The sequence below is a fragment of the Streptomyces sp. NPDC002276 genome (genome assembly GCF_053891435.1).
In genome coordinates this window covers 172077-191914 of record NZ_JBSFCQ010000017.1, presented here as the reverse complement: position 1 = coordinate 191914, position 19838 = coordinate 172077, and the positions used below count along the sequence as shown (strand labels likewise).

15 protein-coding genes are annotated in these 19838 nt (G+C 69.9%); 7 read left to right on the top strand and 8 right to left on the bottom strand.

Annotated elements, in window-relative coordinates; all coding sequences use genetic code 11:
* Nucleotides 1-13: 13 nt before the first annotated feature.
* The 3 genes from ACWIHT_RS35530 to ACWIHT_RS35520 are packed head-to-tail and all read right to left on the bottom strand — an operon-like array spanning nt 14 to nt 3104.
* Nucleotides 14-1006, bottom strand: a complete 993-nt coding sequence (locus ACWIHT_RS35530) for a TAXI family TRAP transporter solute-binding subunit (RefSeq protein ID WP_456172434.1) — start codon at nt 1004-1006, stop codon at nt 14-16.
* Nucleotides 1003-2424: an ATP-binding protein gene (locus ACWIHT_RS35525; protein ID WP_456172433.1), complete on the bottom strand. Its 1422-nt coding sequence runs from the start codon at nt 2422-2424 to the stop codon at nt 1003-1005. The genes ACWIHT_RS35530 and ACWIHT_RS35525 overlap by 4 nt, the downstream gene beginning before the upstream one ends.
* 11 nt (nt 2425-2435) lie before the next feature.
* Nucleotides 2436-3104 carry a response regulator transcription factor gene (locus ACWIHT_RS35520; RefSeq protein WP_456172432.1) on the bottom strand — a complete coding sequence of 223 codons (669 nt, stop codon included), beginning with the start codon at nt 3102-3104 and terminating at the stop codon, nt 2436-2438.
* A 176-nt stretch (nt 3105-3280) separates the two neighbouring features.
* Here ACWIHT_RS35520 and ACWIHT_RS35515 point away from each other — a divergent pair, with 176 nt between their 5' ends.
* From ACWIHT_RS35515 to ACWIHT_RS35505, 3 genes are read left to right on the top strand one after another with little or no spacing between them, the layout of a single operon-like run.
* A complete protein-coding gene (locus ACWIHT_RS35515; RefSeq protein WP_456172431.1) occupies nt 3281-4306 on the top strand; it encodes an amidohydrolase family protein in 1026 nt (341 codons plus the stop codon).
* A gap of 5 nt (nt 4307-4311) precedes the next feature.
* Complete coding sequence (locus ACWIHT_RS35510; protein ID WP_456172430.1) at nt 4312-5232, top strand: amidohydrolase family protein; 921 nt, start codon at nt 4312-4314, stop codon at nt 5230-5232.
* Between the two features lie 58 nt (nt 5233-5290).
* Nucleotides 5291-6649 (top strand): MFS transporter, encoded by a 1359-nt coding sequence (locus tag ACWIHT_RS35505; RefSeq protein ID WP_456172429.1) that lies wholly within the window; start codon nt 5291-5293, stop codon nt 6647-6649.
* Between the two features lie 727 nt (nt 6650-7376).
* Here the strand turns inward: ACWIHT_RS35505 and ACWIHT_RS35500 are convergent.
* Together ACWIHT_RS35500 and ACWIHT_RS35495 are read right to left on the bottom strand one after the other, a co-directional pair.
* A complete protein-coding gene (locus ACWIHT_RS35500; RefSeq protein ID WP_456172488.1) occupies nt 7377-7592 on the bottom strand; it encodes a hypothetical protein in 216 nt (71 codons plus the stop codon).
* Between the two features lie 341 nt (nt 7593-7933).
* The gene (locus tag ACWIHT_RS35495) at nt 7934-8677 is read right to left on the bottom strand and encodes a glycine-rich domain-containing protein (RefSeq protein WP_456172428.1); all 744 of its coding nucleotides are present in this window, start codon (nt 8675-8677) and stop codon (nt 7934-7936) included.
* 522 nt (nt 8678-9199) lie between these two features.
* Here ACWIHT_RS35495 and ACWIHT_RS35490 point away from each other — a divergent pair.
* The 4 genes from ACWIHT_RS35490 to ACWIHT_RS35475 all read left to right on the top strand — a co-directional run bounded on the left by ACWIHT_RS35490 (nt 9200) and on the right by ACWIHT_RS35475 (nt 13219).
* Nucleotides 9200-10390, top strand: coding sequence for an IS110 family RNA-guided transposase (locus ACWIHT_RS35490; protein WP_456172427.1), 1191 nt, complete (start codon nt 9200-9202; stop codon nt 10388-10390).
* A gap of 99 nt (nt 10391-10489) precedes the next feature.
* Complete coding sequence (locus ACWIHT_RS35485; protein WP_384450256.1) at nt 10490-10915, top strand: hypothetical protein; 426 nt, start codon at nt 10490-10492, stop codon at nt 10913-10915.
* Nucleotides 10916-11191: 276 nt separating this feature from the next.
* Nucleotides 11192-12400 carry a cytochrome P450 family protein gene (locus ACWIHT_RS35480; protein WP_456172426.1) on the top strand — a complete coding sequence of 403 codons (1209 nt, stop codon included), beginning with the start codon at nt 11192-11194 and terminating at the stop codon, nt 12398-12400.
* 48 nt (nt 12401-12448) lie between these two features.
* Entirely contained in the window at nt 12449-13219 is a 771-nt protein-coding gene (locus tag ACWIHT_RS35475) for a crotonase/enoyl-CoA hydratase family protein (RefSeq protein ID WP_456172425.1), read from the top strand.
* 579 nt (nt 13220-13798) lie between these two features.
* Here the strand turns inward: ACWIHT_RS35475 and ACWIHT_RS35470 are convergent.
* The 3 genes from ACWIHT_RS35470 to ACWIHT_RS35460 form a co-directional block, all read right to left on the bottom strand.
* Nucleotides 13799-14176 (bottom strand): HEAT repeat domain-containing protein, encoded by a 378-nt coding sequence (locus ACWIHT_RS35470; protein ID WP_456172424.1) that lies wholly within the window; start codon nt 14174-14176, stop codon nt 13799-13801.
* Entirely contained in the window at nt 14118-15125 is a 1008-nt protein-coding gene (locus ACWIHT_RS35465) for an ankyrin repeat domain-containing protein (RefSeq protein ID WP_456172423.1), read from the bottom strand. Before ACWIHT_RS35465 ends, ACWIHT_RS35470 begins: the two co-directional genes overlap by 59 nt.
* An 886-nt stretch (nt 15126-16011) precedes the next feature.
* Nucleotides 16012-19680, bottom strand: a complete 3669-nt coding sequence (locus ACWIHT_RS35460; RefSeq protein ID WP_456172422.1) for an nSTAND1 domain-containing NTPase — start codon at nt 19678-19680, stop codon at nt 16012-16014.
* Nucleotides 19681-19838 lie beyond the last annotated feature (158 nt).

Sequence of the window (19838 nt, the reverse complement as noted above, 5' to 3'; positions counted from 1 at the left end):
GGTCGTCCCGGGCTCAGCCGTGCAGTGCGCGGTATGCCGTGATCGCCCCCGGGTGCAGGGGGATGGCGCCGGTGCCGATGAGGCTGCGGACGTCGAGGAACTGGGTGCCGACGGCGTTGCGGGGAACGAGATCGGTCGCGCGCTGGACCAGCAGGCGGGTGAGCGCCTCGGCCATACCGCGGGGCAGTTCGGGGCGGCACACCAGCAGGTTGGACACCCCGATGGTGGCGACCCCGCCCGCCGCCCGGTACGCGCCCTGCGGCAAGGACACCTCTTCCAGGCCCGAGGCCGCCTGGCCGCCCGGTCCGCCGAGCCGGGGCAGCAGGCCGGCCAGCGGCAGGAACCGCAGACCGAACCGGTCGTCCAGCTCGGACAGAACCGGCAGCGGTACACCGCCCGCCACGAGCAACGCGTCGACCGAACCCGCCCGCAGAGCGTCGGCCGCGTCGGCCAACGGCAGATGGCGTACGGCGACCTCGGTGCCCGGCGACAGACCCGCGGCGTGCAGGATCTGTTCGCCCAGTACGGCCGCGCCCGATCCGGCCGCGCCGAGCGACACGGTGTGCCCGGCCAGGTCGGACACCGTACGCACGCTCGAATCGGCACGGACGACGAACTGGAGGTAGGTCTCGTACAGCCTGCCGATCGCGCGCAGGGGCACGGGACGCGGGAAGAGGGCGGTGCCCTGGGCCGCCCGCGCGGTGTCGGTGAGGACGAGCGCGAGGTCGGCGCGGTGGTCGCGGAGCAGTTCGATGTTGGTGAGGCTGCCCGGGGTGGTGCGGACACGGCAGCTCAGGCGGGGGTAGACCGCCGTGAGTTCGGCGGCGAGGAGGCGGCCGAAAGCCTCGTAGAAGGCGGTGGGTTCTCCGGTCGCGAAGCGCAGGACACCACTCGGTCCGGGCCGTTGCCCGGAGGCGTCGCCCGTGAGTGCGCCCCCGAGGACGGCGGCGGTCGTCGCGCCGAGGGCTGCGTGGAGAAGGGTGCGGCGGTCGACGGGGCGGGTCATCGTGCACCGCCGTCACTACGGTCGGTCACGGCGCACGGCAGAAGCGCTGTGGCCCGCAGTCCTCGCGGTCGCGCGGGCTCCAGCTCCAGTCGGCCGCCCCGCCCCGCCAGCAGTTGTTCGACGATGGCCAGCCCCAGGCCCGTTCCCGCTGTCCCGTCCTGTCGTTGTCGGCCTGAGCGCCAGAATCTCGTGGTGGCCTGGGCGATTTCCTCCGAGGTCAGGCCGGGCCCGTCGTCCGTCACGGTGAGGGCGGCGTGCGGTCCATCGACGGTGCAGCGCAGGGAGATCTCGGCATCGGGGCCCGCGTACTTGATGGCGTTGTCCAGGAGGATGTCCGTGATCTGGGCGAGTTCGTGGTCCGTACAGGCGGCCGTGACCGGGATCGCGTCGGTATGGAGGGTGAGGCGGGTACCGGCCCGATGGGCGACCGGCTCCCACAGCCCGTACTGGGTGGTCGCGACCGCCGTGGCGTCGCAGTGGGCGTCGGAGTCGTCGGTCACGGCGAGTTCCCCGGCGCGGTGTTCCGCGGTGGCGAGGGTCAGCATGTCGTCGAGCAGGGTCTCCAGGCGGTCGAGTTCGGTGGTCACGCCCGTGTACGTGCGGTCGGCGGACGCGGGGAGGTGGCGGTGCAGGGCGTCGACGCGCAGCCGTAGCGCGGCCATGGGGTTGCGCATCTGGTGGGAGGTGTCGGCGACGAGCCGGCGCTGCTGTTCCAGGGCCGCCGTGACCGTACGCGCCATGCGGTTGAAGCCGGTCGCGAGCTGGCGCAGTTCCGGTGGGCCACCGGCCCGGGTCTGTTCGGGCGGGAGCCCTGCGGCGAGTTGTCCGACCGCGCGGTCCAGGCGGCGCAACGGGCTGACCACCCACCGCGTCGCGGCCCGCGCGAGGACCGTACAGGCGACGGCGACCAGGGCGGTTCCCGCGATGACGGCGGCCCAGCGCCGGGTGATGTCCTCCGCCGCCGTGTCGACCGAGGCCCGGAGCACGACGGCGCCGGACACCCGGGTCCCGGTGCCCGCGGGCTCGGCGAACATCCGGGCCCCCTTCGACCAGGGACGCAGTGCGCCCGTGGGATGCGCGGTCTGGTTGCGCAGCGCCGCGTCGAGCAACCGGCCTACGGCGGGGTCGGCGGCCCGCATCCCGCCGGTCTGGACGATCGGTCTGCGGCGGGTGTCGGTGACGACGAGCGGTTCGCCGTACAGCTGGGTGTAGCGACGCGCCTCGGCGGTGACGGCCGAGGTGTCGCCGGTCTGTTCGGCCTGGTCCATGAGGGAGGCGAAGCGGTCGAGGTCCGCGCTGCGGGCGAGGACGAGTTGCTGGGTGCGGTCGGACGCGGTGAACAGCAGCAGCGGTACGGCGAACGCGGCCACCGCGATCACGACGAACAGCAGCAGCGCTGCCTGGACCCGGGTGCGCACGCGTCGGCTCCTCAGTTCCCGGGGTCCCCGAAGCGGTAGCCGAAGCCCCGGATCGTGGTGACCAGCTCGGGGCGGGCGAGCTTGGCCCGCAGCTGGGTGAGGTGGACGTCGAGCGACCGGGACACGGAGTGGTACGCGTCGCCCCACACCTCGTCCAGGAGCTGTTCACGGCTGACCGCGGTGCCCGCCCGTCCGGCCAGCACGGCGAGGATGTCGAACTCCTTGGTGGTCAACTCGACGTCGGCCCCGGCGACCCGGACCCGACGGGCGTCGAGATCCACCTCGACGTCACCGGCACGGACCGTCCGTACCGTGGAGCCGTCCCGCGCCGCGGTCCGCCGGGTGACGGCGTCGATCCGCGCGAGCAGCTCGGCGAGGCGTACCGGCTTGACGAGGTAGTCGTCCGCCCCGAGGCGCAGTCCGCGTACGACCGAGCGCTCGTCGCCGCGGGCGGTGAGCACCACGACCGACATGTCACTGACCGCCCGCAGGGCGCGCAGCACGTCCAGGCCGTCGGTGTCGGGCAGGCCCAGGTCGAGAAGGAGCAGGTCGGAGCTGCGGTGGTAGGTCAGGACGTCCCGGCCGTACCGGACGCGTCTGGTGACGTGACCGTGGTCGTAGAGGACCTCCACGAGCGCCGCCGCGACCCCGTCGTCGTCCTCGGCCAGCAATATCTGCACTCCGCCCACCTCCTTTCGACCACTCCGACGATCCCGTCCAGCCGAATGTAAACCACACCGACCGGGTGCTCGCCGGAGTGTTAAGGGGAGGTTAGTTCTGCGTTCGGCCCTCTCGTCCGCCGGTGCGGGGCGGGGCCAGGCTGCACGGCACCCAGCAGCTTGAGAAGGACGCCGTCATGATCATCGACTGTCACGGTCACTACACGACCGCCCCACCGGCCCTGGAGGCATGGCGCAAGCGGCAGATCGCCTCCCTCACCGATCCGTCGGCCGCCCCCGCCCGCGCGGACCTGCGCATCGGCGACGACGAACTGCGCGAGACCATCGAGCCGAACCAGCTGCGGCTGATGGACGAGCGCGGCATCGACGTGACGGTCTTCTCGCCCCGCGCGTCGTTCATGGCCCACCACGTCGGCGACTTCGAGACCTCCGCAGCCTGGGCGGCGATCTGCAACGAACTCTGCTTCCGCGTCAGCCAGTTGTATGCGGAGCGCTTCGTGCCCGCCGCGATGCTGCCGCAGTCGCCGGGCGTCGATCCGGCCACCTGCGTACCCGAACTCACGCGCTGCGTCGAGGAGTTGGGTGCCGTAGCGGTCAACCTCAACCCCGACCCCTCGGGCGGCCACTGGACCGCCCCGCCGCTCACCGACCGCTCGTGGTACCCGCTCTACGAGAAGATGGTGGAGTACGACATCCCGGCGATGATCCACGTCAGTACGAGCGTCAACCCGGCCTTCCACACCACGGGCGCGCACTATCTCAACGCCGACACCACGGCGTTCATGCAGTTGGTCCAGGGCGACCTCTTCGCCGACTTCCCGACCCTGCGCTTCGTCATCCCGCACGGCGGCGGGGCGGTGCCGTACCACTGGGGCCGATTCCGCGGGCTCGCGATGGCGCTGGGGAAGCCTCCGCTGGAGGAACACGTCCTGGGCAACGTCTACTTCGACACCTGCGTCTACCACCAGCCCGGCTCCGACCTCCTCTACGACGTCATCCCGGCCCGCAACATCCTCTTCGCCTCGGAGATGATCGGCGCCGTGCGGGACGTCGACCCGTGCACCGGCCACCACTTCGACGACACCCACCGCTACGCGGAGGCCGCCAAGCTGCCCGCGGACGACCTGTCGGCAGTCCAGGAGCACAACGCCCGCGCCGTGTACCCCCGCCTCGACGCGCTGCTGAAGCGCCAGGGCCGGTGAGGCACATGAGCGCCCTCGCCCCCAAGTCCCCCGGCTGGCTGGACTGGTACGCGAACCCGTCCCAACCGGCCTTCCGGCTCCCGCCGGGCACCGTCGACACCCACTGCCATGTCTTCGGCCCGCAGGCCGAGTTCCCCTTCGCACCGGAACGCAAGTACACGCCCTGCGACGGCGGCAAGGACCAACTGTTCGCGCTCCGCGACCACTTGGGCATCGCCCGCAATGTCATCGTGCAGGCCACCTGCCACGGTGCGGACAACAGCGCCATGGTCGACGCCGTCCGGGCGTCGAACGGCCGGGCACGCGGCATCGCGACCGTACGACCCGACATCGACGAGGGCGAGTTGCTCGCGCTCGACGCGGCGGGCGTGCGCGGAGTGCGCTTCAACTTCGTACGGCGGCTGGTCGACGCCTCGCCCGAGGACGACCTCCAGACGATCGCCAAGAAGGTCGCCCCTCTGGGCTGGCACGTCGTCCTCTACTTCGAGAGCGCCGACCTGCCCGAACTGGAGGGATTCTTCGGTTCGTTGCCCGTGCCGCTGGTGGTGGACCACATGGGCCGCCCGGACGTGACGCGGCCGGTGGACGGCCCGGAGTTCACCCGCTTCCTGCGCTTCGTCGAGGACAACGACGTGTGGGTGAAGGTGACGTGCCCCGAGCGCCTCAGCGTGACAGGACCGGCCGCCCTCAACGGCGAACGTCACGCGTACACAGACGTCGTCCCCTTCGCCCGCCGCGTCGTGGCGGAATTCCCCGACCGAGTGTTGTGGGGCACCGACTGGCCGCACCCCAACCTCACCGACCACATGCCGGACGACGGCCTCCTCGTCGACCACGTCCCGCAGATCGCGGTCACCGACGCCCAACGCCACAAGCTCCTCGTCGCCAACCCGATGCGCCTGTACTGGCCCGGCGAGGACGGCTGACTCCCCAACTCCCCTTCCAACTCCCTTCCCCGCTCCCCGACTTCGACAAGGGCCGCTCATGCAACACGCCAACGCGCTGAACCGGCTGGACCGGCTTCCCATCTCCCGCTTCCACAAGGTCACCCTGCTCGCCGTCGCCTTCGCGTACTTCTTCGAGTTCGCGGACATCAACAGCTTCGCCACCACCGCTCCGAAGCTGATCAAACTGTGGGGCGTGACGGTCGACCAGATCGCGTACGTCACCTCGCTGTCGTTCGTCGGCATGTTCATCGGCGCGATCGTCGCCGGATCGATCGCCGACCGCTGGGGCCGCAAACGGGCCCTGCTGTGGACGACCCTCTTCTTCGGCCTCTCCTCGTTCGCCGCGGTGTTCTCCTGGGACCTGGTCTCCCTGGGCGTCTTCCGCGTCCTGACCTCGGCCGGCCTGTCGGCGATGACCGTCGTGGGAGTCGTCTACGTCAACGAGATGTACCCGTCGGCGACCCGCGGCAAGTACCAGGCGTACGCCATCGCCATCGGCATCTGCGGCACCCCCGTCACCAACCTCATCGCCAGCGCGGTCGTCCCGCTCAACGACTGGTCGTGGCGGCTCGTCTACCTCTGGGGCTCCCTGGGCATCCTGCTCGTCCTGTTCACCCGGCACCTCAAGGAGTCACCGCGCTGGCTCGAAAGCAGGGGCGACCACGCCACGGCGGACGCGATCCTGCGGGAGATAGAGGCACGCGTAGCCGCGGAGAAGGGCCCGCTCCCCGAACCTGCTGCCCCGGCCGACGAGAAACCGTCGGCGAAGGCACCGCTGCGGCTGCTCCTCCAGCGCAAGTACCTGCTCCCGACGCTCCTGCTCACCGCGCTGTGGATGACCCAGACCATCGGCTTCTTCGGCTACTCCAGCTGGGCACCCACCCTGCTGGCCAAGGAGGGCTTCAGCGTCGAGAAGTCCGTCTTCTACGTGGCTCTGACCACCGTCGGCGCACCCCTCGGCTGCTACCTGGCCTCCCTGGTCACCGACCGGTTCGAACGCAAGTGGTGCCTGGTCGCCTTCGGCACGGTGATCGCGGTGTGCGGCCTGCTGTACGGCCTCACTTTCAATCCGGTCCTCATCGTCGTGTTCGGCTTCCTGGTGAACCTCTTCGAACGCGGCTACACCGCTCTCGCCTACGCCTACTCCCCCGAACTCTTCGACACCCGCAGCCGCTCCCTGGGCACGAGCGTCTCCTACGGCCTCGGCCGCCTGTCCAACGCCGCCGGCCCCCTGATCGTCGCCGCGCTCTACAACGGCCACGGCTACCAGAGCGTCTTCTACTTCATCGCCGGCACCTGGCTCCTCGGCGCGATGATCCTGGCCGCCTTCGGCACCCGCACACTCTCGGCACGCCTCGCGGAGGCGGAACGGCAACGGGTGAGCGTCCCCGCCTGACCAGGGACCGGCACAACCGACCGCCATGCAATCGGCGTGCCTGCCCGGCCGGGAACGCATCACGCACGACCGACCAGCAGCGGCGGCACGTACCACGACGACGACAACGCAAGCTAGTTCGTCGCAGTCGGCCACACAGAGCTGCTCAAGGCCGACGTGTGCTCCAGCAACTGCCGTCCAGCAGCCAACGCCGGGGCTCCTATTCGCCGAAGAGCCGCCATTCCCCCGCCGCCGCGGGCGGCCTGACCAGCATCTCAGAACGAGCATCGAGTGAGCGTCGCGAGCGCCATTCCAGCGTCAAGATATCGCCCGTAACGCCCACACGGCACATAATGCGCACACACAAAATCGCAGGTCAGGGCGCCTTGGCTGTCGGCTCAAGGATCGCAACTCACTCCACATGGTGGGTCATCGGAAAGACATGAAGCAGCACGGCACCTGCGCCAATCAGGGACGCTCGCCGACACGCCCGACGAATCTCGTCAGCCATGGGAGCCGCGCTCCGGCAGCCTCGTCATGAGCGAGGGGAACATAAACCGCACATCGCCGGTTAGCCAAGCCGGCGTTTTTGCAGACGATTATTGTCCGACGTCTGCCCCGAGCACTCCCACGGATCGATCCGTCAGCGACAACTCCCCGCGACAACGGAGGTGCATTCCCTGCGCCCTCCCGTTGAGAGTCGCTTCACCCGTCGCCGGTGGCCTTCTCCCGTATCCGTTTGGATTGTTTACGGGCGCAGGGTGAGGGTGAGTCCGGTGCCGGCGAGGCGGCCGTCGATGAGGCCGGGTCGGAGTTGGATATGACGCGGGCCCCGACGCGGGGTGCGTTCGAGAAGCACTCCGGAGAGTCGGCTGCGCGCCCTGGGACTGCCCGTGCGCACCGCCCGGAACACGACCGTGATGCAACTCGCCGCACACATGCCTGCCTCGATTCTCGCCAGCATGATCGGCCTCACACCCAGCACTGCACCACGACTCGCACGGTGGCTCCGAAACCCTAGAGGGCCCGACGGCGAGTGCCAGCAGCCCAGGCACGACACCACCGACCCTCACGTTAATTCCGGGACGGATGCGCTCCCCACGCAGCAAAACGGGTAACCGCCGACCGGCACTTTGCCATCGGACTTCGATCATTCGCGTGTTCGTGCCGTTGAACCTTGATCGGCATGGGGCGCAACACCCGGTCACAGGCGGGCAGCAGGTGTCGTACGGCCGGGTCTCCCGACATTGATGAGACTCCATGAAATTTCAGAGACCCTCATCAACACCGAGCGGCGGAGCGGTGTCAGTTGCTGAAGCTGAGGACGACGCAGCCGGTGCCACCAGTACTGCCGTCGTAGGCGTCGCCGCTGTTGCCTCCGTAGCCTCCCTCGCCGCCTGCCCCGGCCTGTGACCCACAGGCGCTGTACGGGAGGCTGGTGTTGTCCGCGGAGGCTCCCGCGCCACCGGCACCGCCGGAGGAATGCTCGGTCCCCTCGGCACCGGACTTGCCGCCACTGCCGGTGATCCCGGTGCCCGTGGACTTGCCGACGGTGCAGGTGGTGGTACCGCCAGCGCCGCCTGCCCGTCCATAGCCCGGGTACCCCTGGCTACCCATGCCGATGAAGCGCCCCCTCTGGCCGCCGTCCCCGCCGGAGGCACCCTTGGCCTCAACGAACGAGGGGTCCCTGGTCTCTTTGCCGAACCTGACACTCGTCGGCGCTCCGGAGCCACCCGTGATCCCGTTGGTCGAAACCCACTCGGGCAGGGCGCTGCGGTAGCCGATGCCGCCAGGGCCGCCCTTGCCGCCCTTGCCCACCGTGATGGCGATGTCCCGTCCGGCGATGTAGGGGCCGCTGCAGGTGATGATGCCTCCTCCGCCAGCTCCTCCACCTCCGCCACCGCCGAACCCCGATTTTCCTCCGCCTCCGCCGCCTCCTCCACCGCCGGCGCCGATCAGGGAGACCGTCAGGATGTGGTAGCCCTTGGGGCCCGTGCAGGTGTACGTTCCCGCGCTCCTGTAGGCGGTCGGCTTGAGCGAGGTGCCCACTGCACAGGGCGAAGATGCGACTGCGGTCGCGGGACCACCGCCCCAAATCACTCCGCCAGCCAAAACCGCACCAACCGCGCATAGCGCGGCCGAACGCTTGGTGAAGATCGAATTCATGTCCTCAAAACGAGCTGCGGCTCCGCCCGTCACTCCCTCGTCGCCGGGCCCCCTGCGCCTCGGCCGCCCCGCGGTGGCTCAGCGGCAACACGCACGTCACCAGTGACCGCGCATGAACCCACGACGAGTCGCACGTGACGCACGCCACTCAAAGATCAATGGCACGCGATCAAAATTCCCTACGTTGTTCTGCGGGAGGCGGTGAGCCCTTCGTATGGTTCACCCACCCAGGGGTGCCGGGTGCGGCTTTCAAACTTCTGCCGCTTGTGGCTTCCATCGATTGGCCGCCCCGCACCCCACGACGACTCGGCTGCCAATTAGGAATTGCGATTGATCGCCAAGTAGGGAATCGACAGCGAGGTCGTCCGTCGGGAGGCACAGCACCCCACCGCACGGAGGCACCACATGGCCGCGATCTGGGCCGGCATAGACGCAGGCAAGACCCACCGCCACTGTGTAGCGATCGACGAGAGCGGCCGTCGGCTGCTGTCGCGACGCGTCGCCAACGACGAACCCGAGCTCCTCGAACTCCTCGTCGACGTCCTGGCCTTGGGTGATGCGGTGACCTGGGGCATTGACCTGGCCGACGGTGGAGCCGCCTTGGCCATCACAATCCTGCTCAGTCACGACCAGCCGGTGCACTACATCTCCGGCCGGGCCATCCACCGCGCCTCTGAGAGCTACCGCGGCGAAGGCAAGACCGACGCAAAGGACGCCGCGATCATCGCCGACCAGGTCCGCATCCGCCGTGACCTGCACCCCTTGCGCGTCGGAGATGAGACCGTGATCGATCTCAAGATCCTCACCGGCCGGCGCACGGATCTGGTCGCGGACCGCACCCGCACCGTCAACCGGCTCCGAGCCCAACTGTCTGGCATTTTCCCCGGCTTGGAGCGGGCCCTGGACCTCACCAACACCGGCCCCCTCACCCTGCTGACCGGCTACCGGACCTCGGCCGCCCTGCGTCGGCTCGGCATCAAGCGGCTGGAGACCTGGCTCCGCAACCGCAGTGTCCGCAATGCCGACCAGCTTGCCCAGACAGCCGTCCAGGCTGCCGAGCGCCAGCACACCAGCCTCCCCGGCGAGAGGCTCACCTCGCAGATGGTGCAGACGCTGGCGAGGGAGGTGATGGCCCTCAACCAGCAGGTCGCCGAGCTCGACAAGCTCATCGAGGCCCGGTTTCGCGACCACCACCACTTCGACGTGATCACCAGCATGCCCGGCCTGGGCGTCATCCTCGGCGCCGAGTTCCTGGCCGCCACCGGTGGCGACATGAGTGCCTTCGGCACCCCGGACCGCCTCGCTGGCTTCGGCGGCGTCGCCCCCGTCCCGCGTGACTCCGGCAAGATCAGCGGTAACCTGCGGCGCCCCCAGCGATACAGCCGCAGGCTCCAGCGTGTCTTCTACACCTCCGCGCTGTTCAGCATCCGACGCTGCGACGAGTCCCGCCGGTTCTACGACCGTAAACGAGCCGAGGGCAAGCGCCATACCCAGGCCGTCCTCGCCCTCGCCCGCCGCCGCGTCAACGTCCTCTGGGCCCTCCTGCGAGACGGACGGTGCTACCGGCCCGCACCACCGATGCCAGTCGCCGCATGACGCGCCTGCCTGCGATCCGTGCCTCCCGGACAACCTGGTCGTCAGATCCCCCCGAGTGCGGAAGGATCAGCCGGATCGATGCCGCAGGGAGAGAGCCCAGTGATCACTGCCACTCAGGGAGTGAAGCTCGCATCGCAGTGCGAGAGCTGCGGTGGTGAGCTGGTCCGCGACGTCGGTCAGTTCATCGACCGCGGTCGGTTGTGGTGGGGCGTTGAAGGGCAGTGCCAAGCCTGCCCGAACGCATGGTGCGAGATGGACACAGGCCCAGCTCCCGATGACATCAGGCAGGCCCTACTGACCAAACACGGGCCCGCTCGGCTTCACCTTGCGGACAAGGACGCAAGCCTCGTTCCCGTGCTGCGGGCACTGCGCGAGATGCAGCACCTCTCGCTGGGCGAAGCGCGGCTCATGGCCGCCGATCTTAAGGAAGTCGGCCTGGTCGGCACGTCCGTGGAAATGGCCTACCTGGCCGAGGGACTACGCAACCGGTCCGTCACGGTGACCATCACCTCGTCGCCTACCTGACCGTTGCTGAACCTGACCGGGATGGGTTGACAAGCGGCATTAGGAATCGGTGGCACAGGGCAGTGACTGGGCATCCCAGTCGGCCGCTGTCCCGTCTCATGCGATCTGGCCCCAGTCTCAAACGATCTGGATCGATGCACTCGTCGTCCAGGTTGACCAGGTCCATCGGGACCGCTCCCCTCCGTCCTGGCGGGGTGGAGCTGGCGGGTTCGTATCTTCCGGCCGGCACTGGTCGTTGATGCGGTGTCCGTGCCGGTTTTCGATCTCGGAGCTCCCGTGTCCGCTCCCGCAGTGCCGTCTCCGCCTCCCGAACTGCTGGCCGCGCGGGTACAGGACCCGTACCCCTACTTCGCGTGGCTGCGCCGACATGCGCCCGCCCACCCGGACCGCAGAAGCGGGCGGCCCACCGTGTGGCAGGTCTCCCGCTACGACGATGTCCGCGCCCTGCTGACCGATGGTCGGCTGAGCAAGGAGCCGAGCCGGGTGCCCGGATACGTTCCGGGGCCTGCCGGGCTGAACCGGCATCTCGTCCATGCCGATCCCCCGGACCACACCCGGCTGCGGACCCTGGTGAACGCGGCGTTCGTGCCCCGCCGTATCGCGCAGCTGGAACCCTTCATCGCGGACACCGCCAACCGGCTGCTGGACCGGGTCGAGCGGCACACCCACGTGGATGTCATCGCGGCGTTCGCGGCGCCGCTGACCTTCCGGATGATCTGCGCGATCCTCGGCGTGCCCGGGGAACTGGACAACGCGGCGACGCGGGACACCCTGATGGCCACCATCGCCCCAGCTCCGGGCGTGGACCCGGCCCGGGTGGAGGGCGATCTGCACGCCCTGCTGGACATCCTGATCGCCGGCAAACGCACGGGGTGCGAGGGTGACGGGGTGGACCTGCTGGGCGCGCTCGTGCAGGCCAGTGACGACAGCGGGGCGATGAGCGAGGAGGAACTGCGCTCCACCGCCTACCTCCTGCTGCTGGTGGGACACGACACCACCATGAACCTCATCGGCAACGGCATGCTCGCCCTGCTCCGCAACCCCGACCAGGCCGCCCGCCTCACCGGACCGGGGGCCGGCCCCGGCCTGGTCACCACCGCCGTCGAAGAACTGCTGCGCTACGACTCCCCGGTACGGGACGCGACGTTCCGGTGCGCGGCACAACCGATCGCTCTCCATGGGCAGTTGATCGGCGAGGGGGACATCGTCAGCCTCCTGATCGGTTCCGCCAACCGGGACGAGGCCCGCTTCCCGGACGCCGACCGGCTCGATGTGGGCCGGACGCCCAATGACCACCTCGCCTTCGGCTACGGCCCCCACTTCTGCATCGGCGCCGCCCTCGCCCGCCTCGAAGGCACCGTCGCCTTCCCCCTGCTCCTCGAACGCCTGGGACCCGTGGGTCTGGCCAAGCCGGCCGACGAGCTCCCCTGGCGGCCGGCCCGGGTGATGCGCGGACTGGCCGCACTGCCCGTCGTACGGAACTGACCGCTCCCGCCCGCCCTGCCGAACCGTCCCCGAACAGGAGCACACCGGATGGACAGCCAAGACCCCGTGACGGTGACCGAGCCGCGCGCCGGCGTCCTGCTCATCACTCTCAACAGGCCCCACGTCCGCAACGCCGTCGACCAGTCCCTGGCCAACGCCATGGACGCGGCCCTGACCCGGCTGGAGACCGACCCGTCACTGGCCGTCGGCATCCTCACCGGAGCGGGCGGCCACTTCTGCTCGGGCATGGACCTCAAAGCCTTCCCCACCCAGGGCGTTCCGGTCGTCGCCGACCGCGGGCTCGCCGGACTGACCCGCGCTCGCCCGCGCAAGCCGCTCATCGCGGCCGTCGAGGGCGCGGCCGTCGCCGGAGGCTTCGAACTCGTCCTGGCCTGCGATCTCGTCACCGCCGCCGACACCGCGTTCTTCGCCCTGCCCGAAGTCGCCCGCGGGCTCATCGCCGCCGAAGGCGGAGCCATCCGTCTCCCCGGCCGCCTCCCCTACCACGTGGCCATGGAAATGCTCCTGACCGCGACCCCGCTGCCCGCCCCGGACGCGGCCCGGTACGGACTCGTCAACCAGCTCACCCCCGAAGGCGAAGCCGTTCACGCGGCCCTCGCCCTGGCCGGCCGCGTCCAGGCCCACTCCCCCGACGCCGTCCGCATCACCAAGCAGATCGTCCAGGACACCCGCGGCCTCGACGATCACACCGCCTACACCGTCCAGGACCCCCTCAGCACCCCGGTGTTCACCACCGCCGCCGCCACCGAAGGCGCCCACGCATTCACCGAGAAGCGCTCACCGGCCTGGCACCGGTAGAACGTTCGCCGAGAGCGGCCTTGGCCTCGCGAGGCGACGGCCTTGCTACGCGAGTTCAGCTCCCTGTTCACCGAACTGGATCAGCGCCTCGACGAGTTGGGACCAAGTACCCCCTCTTGAGAGGCCGCTGAACGACGCCAGAGCCAGGGGGCACTCTTCATTGGGGTCGCTGATCGTGACCGTGGCCGTTTCCAGGGAGTTCAACCCGGCAGGGAAAGTCCAGGTGATGACGCGGCCTCCCGACGGAGTGCAGTCGTCCGGGTAGCTCGGCCGGAGGATCGTGAGTCCGTCGGGCACGTGCAGGGTGATCTGGCGCGGGGAGGCGATGCGTTCCGGACCGCGGTTGACGACGAAAGTGTGGACGTCAGTGCTGCCGCCCGGCGGTGCGGGATCCAGGTCGAGGCGGACTGCCTCCAGGTCCGGCCGGGATCGACACCGACCGCTGCCCCGGGGGCTCGGAATGGGATGCGCCGGCGGGGCGAGCAACGGTGGTCGGTATCCGGACGCGCTTGAGTTGGGGGATGTCGGATCCGACATCGCGGTGAGACACCGCGACTCCTCCACCTCGACGGGACATCGTCACTCGTCGGCCGAGTTCCCCTTCCGCCACCTCCATCGCCAGAACTCGTCGACCCGCTGGTCGTGTTCGAAGCCGTCACCGAGTGGCCCCACCCGTTCGATCGCCTCGGCGGTGCGCGGGTCGTCCCGCAGGGCGAGACCGTAGGCGGCCTCCAGACGCACGAGTTGGTTGCCCTCCCCGAGCAATGCGGCCAGGGCGTCGGCAACAGCGGGCGTACGATCCGGGGAACCGGCCAGCGCTGCCGCGGCCTCGCCCCGCACATCGGCATCCGGCGCCTCGACCAGCAACAGCAGCGCCCGGGTGATCTCCGGGAGAAGGTCACCGTCCCGCCATGCTCGCCTCGCATGCCCTGAGCCGCACTCCAGCGTCCGGGTCACGCATGAGGGTGAGCAGGGCAGCCCTGCCCGCGGGCGTGCGGGGAAGGTATTCCGTGCAGAGGGCATAGGGCACTTCGCGGCGTACGCGCGGGTCGGGATGGCCGACGTGACGAAGACCGATGGCCTCCTGGCCCGGATGATCGCGGTTGGTGAAGGCGTCGAGCACCTTCGCGAGCATCTCGCCGTCCGTTTCCTCTGCCGCCCACGCGGTCAGGAGTTCGCCCTCCTTCTTCTCGTAGTAGGGACTGGTGTCGAGGAGCCCCCGCATTCGCAGGTAGTCCACGACGAACCGGCGACGCGCCCGGTCCGGGGCGTGACGATGGGCCACCACCGCGGACCAGGTCTCGAAGCTGCGGCGCTCGGTGAGGATCCAGCAGACCGTCGACCAGTCCACATGCTCCTCGTCGGGCTGCTTCACAGCGCGGGCGATCAGTTCGTCGACGGGGGTCAGAACACGGAAGGCCCACTCCAGCGCGGTCAGGATGGCCCCGTGCCCAGCCCGCACGACGAGGCCGCCGAGCGTGACCTGATCGACCCAGTCGTACTCGCCGTCCTGAACGCGGACCGTCGCGGCCGGACCGGGCGCGGCCGTCCTGCGCCGCAGTTCCTCGACCGCACCCGTCTCGTACCAGCCCCGGGCCAGGGCGAGCAGCCGTTCACGGGCGGCTTCCGGAAGTCGCAGCCGGGGCTCCTTGCCCAGCGCCGCCGAGAAAACCGCCGGGGAGCCAGTGTCGACGGCACGCCACAGTGGCGTGGTCCCGTCCGGCAGTACCCGGTCAGGGTCCGCGCCGCCCTCCACCAACGCCTCGGCCACCTGCGCGTCGTAAGCCGTCACCACCACGCACAGCACCGGCAGCCCGTTCGCGTCCACCGCGTCCGGATCCGCGCCCCTGCTCAACAGATCCCGAACCGCCGACACAAGCCGGCCGTCGAGTCCGTCCTCGCCCATGTTCCCGCCCCCGCTCCGAATGTCATCGTTGGCCAGCCCATACGCCGTCAGCTGTCTGCGGCCTCGACCTGGCTCGCAGCACCGCCCTTCCGCCAGCTGCGAGAGCCTCCCTACGGTGCCCAACTCACCCGATCCTCCGCCAGATTGCACTCTCAAACTATCTGGCAGCCGCGCGGGAAAGACCTGCCACCTGCCGACCGCGACACCCTGGAGGCACACCCGCCGAAAGCACACAAGCCGGAACCAGGCGATCAGAGCACCGAACCATCACCGCATGAGACGTCGGAACCGGGCCCAACTCCTCGACACCGCACCACCGTTGGAGGCGACCACCGAACGCCGAAACCCACCAGCGTCGACTCACGAGCGATCACCACGGAGTCGGCCTTGGTGTCTCGCGGGAGAATCGGGCGACCGTCCGCCTCGTGAAGCGCGCCGCGGAACTCACTGGCCTGGCGACCGCACGGGCATCCGAGGGCTACCGGACACTCGATCTGGACCAACACATCGGTGTTGTACGGCACGACCACGGTTCCCCCGAGGTGTCGGTGCGTGCCGTCCGACCCTGCCGCTGTTCGCCGCCGCGGCCGATGGGCTCGCGCCACGCGATCATGCAGGGACCGCGTTCCTCTCGCTTGCCCGACGCTGGCACCAGCAGGGTCGCGGTGAAGGGCATGAACCGCCCGGGAATACGGCGCCTTGGTGCTGGCAAGGACGCCGTCACCAGCCACAAATGGCGGTGACGTTCCCACGGCGTCATCCGTGCACGGCTCTACGACCGGAGGCCACCCCGGGGAGGCTGGAGTTGGCCGTCGAGCCGGTTGAGCGAAGGCAGGAAGGGGCGCATGTCTGGAGGCCCGTCTGGAATTCGGTATTGCTGGCCTCGCTACGGGCATGGTGAGCGGTAGGGCTCGGGGATGTAGAGGCCACGTTCCTGTGCGGTCAGGGCGGCTCCGGCCCGTGTGCACACGCTGCCGACGATGGCGTCGATGTCGGTAGGGCGGATGAGGAGCGTCCTGACGGCTGGACTGACGGCGATCATCATGCCGGTGCTGGTGAGGGTGGCCCGGCCGGTGTCGCCGCTGTAGACGATGGTGACGTCCGGTTGCCGGGTGCCTGAGACGCGCCACAGCCGAGCGGAGCCCTCCACCGCTGTGGAGGTGAGCAGGCGCGTACCGTCCGGGGTGATGTCGACCGCGACGGGCGCCGTGTGGCCTCGCAGGATATGGGGTTTCGCCGCCCGGTTCCGTAGGTCCCAGAGGTAGGCGTTGTTGTCGTGGCTGCCGGCGGCGAGGAAGGTGCCGTCGTCGTTCGCGGACAGGCTTCCGACGGCGCCGCCGCGCACGGGCAAGGCGACGAGGTAGGGGCGTGCGCGGGGAGACGTGGTGTCCCAGAGCTGTACGCCTTGCTGATAGGTGCCGATGGCCACGGTCTTGGTGCCGCCGAGGAAGGTCAGGCTCAGGACGTTCACGAACTCCTTGCGCGTCAGATGGGCGATGGCCGGCGGGGCGGACGAGGCGCTGAGCCGGGTGATGTCCCAGGCGATGGCTGTGGCGTCGTTGCCGCCGGTCACCAGGGTTGTCCCGTCACGGCTGAAGGCGAGGCTGGTGATGGAGTTGTCGCCGTGCGCGTACCAGTGGCTGACCCGCTTCGGGCGGTAAGGCTTGGTGATGTCCCACAGGCAGACGGGCGTACGGGCGCCGAACCCGGACGCCGCGACGGCAGCCAGGCGGCCGTCGCGGCTGATGGCGGCGGCATCGAGCGGGCGTCCTTCGCAGCCCATGGGACCCTCGGGGCGTGGCTGGTCGTGGGTGGTGTCCCAGAGCCTGGCGGTGCCGTCATCGCTGGTGGTGACGGCGAGTGGCCGGTCGCGGCTGGTCTGTAGCGTAGTGATCGCGTCTCGGTGGCCCTCCGGTGGGACAACCGAGTGCCAGAGGTAGGCGCCGCCGTCGGAGGTCGAGGCGTGCAGTGAGGTGCCGTCGGCTCCGAAGGTCAGGCCTTCTCCGGTCCGCGCGGGCAAGGACAGCGGAAAGGGACCCCAGTGGTCGGCGGTGTTCCACAGGCGTACGGTGCTGTCGCTCTCGCCGACCGCCAGGGTGCGCCCGTCCGGGCTGAGGGCGAGGTCGATGGCGATGTTGGGGGACGCGTACAGCCAGTTGAGGCGGCTGGTCACCGCGTGGGCGTCGACGCGGGCGAGCCAGACGGGGCAGGTCCTGCCATAGGCGGTCAGGGCGAGTGTGTGGCCGTCGGCGCTCAGAGCGACCGCGTGGAGCGTGGGCTGGCTGCCCGGCACCTCGACCCGGTGCCGCGCGGGGTTCCCGGGATCGGTGAGTCCCCAGGTGAAGGCCTGGTGGTCCGTGCCGATGGTGGCCAGGACGCGGCCGTCCCCGCTGAGCGACAGGTCGGTGATCTGCCCGGTGTGGCCCTGCCAGTGGTGCAACCGATACGGACGGCTGATTCGGGTCGTGTCCCACAGGCTCAGGACGCCCGAGGCGTCGCCGGTGACCAGCCGGGTTCCGTCCAAGCTGAACGCCATGCCGGTGACCTTGCCGACGCTGTGGGGCAGCGTCCACGGCGGGTCGTGGGCGAGCGCGTCGCGCAGTTTCCACATCCGTACGGGGCCGGTGGCGGCGGCGACTGCCATGACGCCGTGCGGGTCGATGGCGATGCGGGTGACCGCTGAAGCGGATACGCGGAGGATCACGGGGCGGTGCGGTGCCGGTCCGCGGGTGTCCCAGACGGCGACCCGGCCGCGCCGAGTGCCCACCGCGATCAGCCGGTGGTCGGGGCTCATCGCCGAGACCGTCGCGTCCGTGCCGCCGCCCAGATAGCGGGTGACATACGGCGTGGACGATGAGCTGAGCAGGGCGCCGTCGGATTCCGCCGAGCGGGCCGCCTTGCGGGCGGCGAATGCCAGCTGCGCGGCGAGGGCGGGGTCGGCACGGCGTACGGCGTCCGACTGTGCGACCAGCCTGGCGGAGGTCGCCTGGTCACGCCGGGTGTCAGCCTCCCTCTTCTGGACGACGGTGGATATCAGCGCCGCCGTGGCGGCCAGAAACAGAACGGCCAGAGCCGCCACAAGACGGCGCAGCCGGCGGATGCCGCGCTGTTCGTGGCAGCGGCCCGTCTTGAGGAAGGCCTCGATCAGCGGTGTCGTACGTGCCGGATGGGCGGCGGACCACTCCTCGGCGGCGGCCAGACGGCTGCCGCGGTAGAGCAGGCTGTCGTCGCGGTCTCCGCCGTTCCAGGTGGAGGCCGCGTCGGCCAGTTCTTGACGCAGGAGCAGGCCGACGCGGTCGGCGTCGATCCACTGGCGTAACCGTGGCCAGGCGTGCAGCAGCGCCTCGTGGCTGATCTCCACGGACCCGGCGTCGGCGGTCAGCAGGCGGGCGCGGGTGAACTCCTCGACCACGGACAGGGCCGCGGGTTCGTGGTGCTCGGTGTGGTCGATGCGCCGGCGGGTGTCGGCTTCGCTGCCGTCGCCGACCCGTACCAGGCTCAGCAACACGCGCCGGGCCGTCTCGCGCCCGGCGGGGGTGAGTTGTGCGTAGGCGCGTTCCGCCGTGGTTGCCACGGCCCGGTGGACACCGCCCGTGGCTTCGTAGCCGGCGACGGTGAGCCTGCCGTCGTCGCGGTGCTGCCAGGTGGCGCGCAATGCGTGGGAGAGCAGTGGCAGGGCCCCGGTTTCGCAGTCGCGTGCTCCGAGGTCCTTCATGAGGACGTTGACCAGTCCTGGTTCCAGGGTCAGACCGGCCGCTGCGGCGGGTTCGGTGATGGCCTGGCGCATCTCCTGGGCCGTCATCGGTCCCAGGGGCAGGGAACGGACGCGCAGTGCCTCGCGCAGCCCCGGGTGGGTCAGGCAGTGACCGTAGAAGTCGGCCCGCATGCCGATGACTACGGGGAGGCCGGCCCGGGCCAGGTCGCACAGTTGGTCGGCGAAGGATTCACGTTCGCCCTCCGGGGCCAGGGTGAACAGTTCCTCGAACTGGTCCACGATCAGCAGGGCGTGGCTGGCCAACGGCCTGCGGCCGGCCTGTTCGCGCAACTCGCGTACCGGATGGGCGGTGGGAGTGAGGTAGAGCACGGACGGCTCGCCCGGTACCCGGCCCGGCAGCGCTCCCTGGGCCACCGCCGGGGCGAGACCGGCGCAGAGCAGGGAAGACTTCCCGACACCGGAGGGTCCCAGCACCATCACCGGATGCCCCTCGCTGCCTACGTCCCCGAGTTGGCACACCAGGTCGGACAGGGCCTGGGCGCGTCCGAAGAACCAGCTCGCGTCCTGCGCGCGAAACGGCGCCAGCCCCCGGTAGGGGCAGGTGCCAGGCATACCGACGGCGAGCGCCAGCAGTTCACCGCCCGCCCCGAGCCTCTCGTCACAGCGGCGGGCGAACAGCTCGTCCGGCCGCCGGTGCCCGTTCTCGACCCGGCTGATGAATCCCTTGTCGCTGAAGACCGCCTCAGCCAGCGCCTTCAGTGACAGGCCCGCGGCTTTGCGCCTGCGGCGCAGCTCCGAGCCGAAAGTCACCTCGTCATCAGGATCGCCGTCCAGATCCATGCCCTCCCACCCCTGCCTGCCTGACGCAAAACACACCGCCCCATCACCCAACGACGGTGGGTACGCCGTCGTAACGCAACAGGTCAGAAGGCGTTGCGGGGTTGCAGCCGATTCAGCAAAACGCAACCGCTGTCGGCCGGCCGCGGATGGTCGAAACA

Coding starts and splice junctions, on each gene's coding strand:
- ACWIHT_RS35530 (WP_456172434.1), bottom strand. CDS start 1,006: ATGACCCGCCCCGTCGACCGCCGCACCCTTCTCCACGCAGCCCTCGGC.
- ACWIHT_RS35515 (WP_456172431.1), top strand. CDS start 3,281: ATGATCATCGACTGTCACGGTCACTACACGACCGCCCCACCGGCCCTG.
- ACWIHT_RS35510 (WP_456172430.1), top strand. CDS start 4,312: ATGAGCGCCCTCGCCCCCAAGTCCCCCGGCTGGCTGGACTGGTACGCG.
- ACWIHT_RS35505 (WP_456172429.1), top strand. CDS start 5,291: ATGCAACACGCCAACGCGCTGAACCGGCTGGACCGGCTTCCCATCTCC.
- ACWIHT_RS35500 (WP_456172488.1), bottom strand. CDS start 7,592: ATGCTGGCGAGAATCGAGGCAGGCATGTGTGCGGCGAGTTGCATCACG.
- ACWIHT_RS35490 (WP_456172427.1), top strand. CDS start 9,200: ATGGCCGCGATCTGGGCCGGCATAGACGCAGGCAAGACCCACCGCCAC.
- ACWIHT_RS35475 (WP_456172425.1), top strand. CDS start 12,449: ATGGACAGCCAAGACCCCGTGACGGTGACCGAGCCGCGCGCCGGCGTC.
- ACWIHT_RS35465 (WP_456172423.1), bottom strand. CDS start 15,125: ATGGGCGAGGACGGACTCGACGGCCGGCTTGTGTCGGCGGTTCGGGAT.
- ACWIHT_RS35460 (WP_456172422.1), bottom strand. CDS start 19,680: ATGGATCTGGACGGCGATCCTGATGACGAGGTGACTTTCGGCTCGGAG.